The following is a 4,113-nucleotide window of genomic DNA, read 5'->3' on the forward strand; positions in this document are numbered from 1 at the left end:
CCTCAAACAACTTTCCAACGAGCATTTAATTTCGGCAATAAAATAAGCTGGTACGCTATTACCGCCCAACCAAGTTTCCCTCTATCGGCTATGGAAAACAACATTATGTTAAGATTAGCAGAGAGGCACGGTATCTCTCCGGATGACGAAAAAGCGTTTGGTCATTTTAATGCCGAAGAGTCGATGGCAAAAATGATGGGCATAATCGACGCGATAAAATTTATTATTACAATTGTTGGATCAGGCACCTTATTGGCAGGAATAATTGGCATTAGTAACATAATGCTAATTGTTGTAAAAGAAAGAACAAAAGAAATAGGCATCCGAAGAGCCATTGGTGCCACTCCCAATTCTATAATTAGTCAAATAATTTCAGAATCAATATTACTCACACTCATCGCAGGACTGACTGGCCTTTTTATAGGCGTTACCATGCTAGAAACGGCATCTTACTTTTTAACAGAATATTCTGATACGAATTCTTTTATGTTTGTAAGTCCAGAGATCCAATATCAAACAGCAATTGTATCTTTGGGATTACTAATTATTGCTGGCATTTTGGCTGGCTTAATTCCAGCGTATAGAGCAGTAAGTATAAAACCAGTAGATGCATTAAGAGACGAATAATTCGACATGAAAAACTTTGGAGCCATAGCAGTAGTAATAATCCTAATCGGAGGATTTGGAGGGATAATTTACTACCTGTATCAAAAAGAGCAAAAAGACCCGATTGTTTATGAAACAATTCAACTACACAGAACAAACATCTATAAAAAGTCTGTAGCTACTGGCTCCGTTCTGCCACGAAAAGAAATTGATATAAAATCACAAGTATCAGGTATAGTAGAGACTATATATGTGGAAGCTGGCTCAACTATTCAACGAGGTGACCTAATCGCTAAGATTAAAATCATCCCAAATATGATAAGTCTAAATAGTGCTGAATCCAGACTAAAAAGAGCCAAAATTAATTTAGAAGATTCGCAAAACAAGCACGAACGATTTAAAAAGCTATTTGAAGAGAAAGTTGTAGCCGAAGCTGAATACCAAGAATATGAGGTTGCCTACAAAAATAATGTTGAAGAACTTGAATCTGCAGAAAACAATCTTGCACTTGTTAAAGAAGGTGCCGTTAAAAATTCCGGAACGGCTACCAATACACTTATAAAATCCACCGTTTCCGGAATGGTCCTAGACGTTCCTATTAAAGAAGGTTATTCTGTTATTGAGAGCAATACGTTTAACGAGGGTACTACAATCGCATCCGTTGCCAATATGGGAGAAATGATATTTAAAGGCAACGTGGATGAATCGGAAGTTGGGAAAATCAGTAAAGGAATGGATATAATACTAGTGATTGGTGCCATTGCTGATCATGAATTTAATGCCAATCTCGAATACATTTCACCAAAGGGTTTAGAAGTTGATGGCGCCATACAGTTTGAAATAAGAGCTTCTGTAACATTAAAAGATTCAGTTTTTATTCGAGCTGGTTATAGTGCTAATGCAAACATTGTTTTAGAAAAAAGAGAAGACATTCTTACCCTTGATGAAAGTGCTTTGATTTTTAAAGATGATCTAACGTATGCTGAAATTGAAATTGATGAACAGGTTTTCGAAGAAAGAAAAATTGAAACTGGTTTATCCGATGGTATTAACATTGAAATTATCTCGGGATTAGAGGAATCCGATAATATAAAACTGCCTGCACAGATTGGTACTTTTAAAGGGAAAAAAGGAAGACATCACTAAGTTTTATAATTTAAAATATCTTTGCACTACGCACGTCTACAATTTGTAGAACTCTGATAATCACAACAAGAACGCATAACAAATCAAGTGAAACATCTTTTTGCATTTCTCATAGCGATGATAATATCGCTAAGTAGTTCCGCCCAAAACAATTACACTATTAGCGGTCATATTTCAGATAATTCTTCCGGAGAAAAACTGCTGGGTTCTACAGTTTATATTGATGAATTAAGTCAGGGCACCATGGCAAATCTTTATGGGTTTTATTCTTTAACTGTTCCAGAAGGAACTTATAAAGTGAGATTCTCCTTTGTTGGGTTCCAAACAGTTATTAAAGAAATTGAACTCAACAAGAATATCCGATTAGATCTAGACTTAGATGTATCCAGCGCAGCTCTTCAAGAGGTTAAAATTAGCGCTAAAGCAAATGACGCGAATGTGAAGAGTGCTGAAATGAGCAAGATAGACCTAAACATAGAAACGATCAAAAGTCTTCCTGCACTTTTTGGGGAAGTGGATGTGATTAAATCAATACAGCTTTTACCCGGTGTGCAAACAGTAGGTGAAGGAACTTCTGGTTTCTATGTAAGAGGTGGTGGTGTTGATCAAAATCTAATTTTACTCGATGAAGCACCTGTATATAATGCATCCCATTTATTTGGATTCTTCTCAGTGTTTAATCCAGATGCAATTAAAGATGTTCAATTATACAAAGGAGGAATACCAGCACAATATGGAGGCAAACTTTCTTCTGTACTAGACATTCGAATGAAAGATGGAAACAATCGAAAATTCGGTGCATCTGGAGGTATTGGTACTATATCAAGTCGTTTAACTGTAGAAGGTCCTATTGTGAAAAACAAAGGTTCTTTCATCGTATCGGGAAGAAGAAGTTACGCGGATGTATTTCTTCCTTTAGCACCTGACACAAGTTTAAGAAAGAGCATTCTTTATTTTGGCGACCTCAATGTTAAAGCAAATTATAGCTTAGACAGTAATAATAGAATTTTCATGTCGGGTTATTTTGGCAAAGATGTATTTGGCTTTGGAGGAGTTTTTGGTTTAGAGTGGGGTAATACAACAGGGACGCTGAGGTGGAACCACGTATATGGAAGCAAATTATTTTCGAACGTATCCTTAATTTATAGCAAATTTAATTATCACTTAGGTGTATCTGAAGGCGTAGTAGATTTCAATTGGGATTCTAATATTCAAGACTACGGAATAAAAATCGATTATAATTATTACCTAGATTCTAAGAATACGATCAAGTTTGGTCTGCAAGTCACGGATCATTATTTCAATTTAGGCAAGATATATTCTACAACAACAGACACTTCATCGCAAGAAATACAGTTTGATTTTGACCCAGGAAATGTGAGGGCAATTGAACCTGCAGCGTATATAAGTAATGAACAACGATTTGGTACACGCATTACAGCCCTGTACGGGTTACGATATTCTTTATTTAGCAATATAGGGGTTAAGAATGTTGAAATGTATCGGTACGATTCTCAATACAATGTGAGTGACACATCGCTGTACAAAAAGGGGAAAATATACAATACTTACGGAGGATTTCTTGGCCTAGAGCCCCGTTTAGGAATCAAGTTCGGCTTAACAGATGAAAGCTCTATAAAAACAAGTTATAATAGGACAAGACAGTATGTTCACCTAGCATCAAACTCAACAGCTTCTTCTCCTTTAGATATTTGGTTCCCATCAAGCAAGAACGTAAAGCCGCAAATAGCTGATCAAATTGCCCTAGGTTATTTCAGAAATTTCAGAAACAATATGTTCGAAACATCTGCTGAGGTTTACTTCAAGGAAATGCAGAACTCCATCGATTTTAAGGATCATGCCTACATTTTCCTTAATAAATTCTTAGAAGGTGAAATGCGATTTGGCAAAAGCCACTCTTACGGGTTCGAATTATTATTAAGAAAACAAAAAGGAAAATTCAATGGGTGGATTAGTTACACATTAGCCAAGACAGAAAAACAGATTAAAGGAATAAATGATGGAAACCCCTATCCTACTAAATATGATAAAAGGCATGACATAGCGATCGTTCTTTCATACGACACTGAAAACAGATGGAAATTTGCCACTAATTGGGTATTTGGAACAGGATCTGCTGTAACGATGCCTACCGGAAGATTTGTTTACAACAATACAATAGTGCCGATTTATTCGAAAAGAAATGCACAGAGATTACCAGCATATCACAGACTTGATTTATCCGCAACATTAACAGGAAAATCTACTAGAATGAAAAAGCTTAAAAAAGAAGATAGAATTGAAGGGGAATCTAGCCTTATCGAAGTGAAGAAAAAAAACAAAGGAGAATGGGTGTTTTCA

The 4,113-nt window shown here is 36.0% G+C and carries 3 protein-coding genes; all 3 read left to right on the forward strand.

The features are described 5' to 3' along the window. Positions 1 to 627: ABC transporter permease (locus HRT72_03320; GenBank protein NQY66738.1), on the forward strand; the 627-nt coding region annotated here is incomplete at its 5' end. Between the two features lie 6 nt (positions 628 to 633). Next, entirely contained in the window at positions 634 to 1,752 is a 1,119-nt protein-coding gene (locus HRT72_03325) for an efflux RND transporter periplasmic adaptor subunit (protein ID NQY66739.1), read from the forward strand. Positions 1,753 to 1,839: 87 nt separating this feature from the next. Next, positions 1,840 to 4,113: TonB-dependent receptor (locus HRT72_03330; protein NQY66740.1), on the forward strand; the 2,274-nt coding region annotated here is incomplete at its 3' end.

The organism is Flavobacteriales bacterium, assembly GCA_013214975.1.
Classification (GTDB): domain Bacteria; phylum Bacteroidota; class Bacteroidia; order DT-38; family DT-38; genus DT-38.

Coding starts and splice junctions, on each gene's coding strand:
- HRT72_03325 (NQY66739.1), top strand. CDS start 634: ATGAAAAACTTTGGAGCCATAGCAGTAGTAATAATCCTAATCGGAGGA.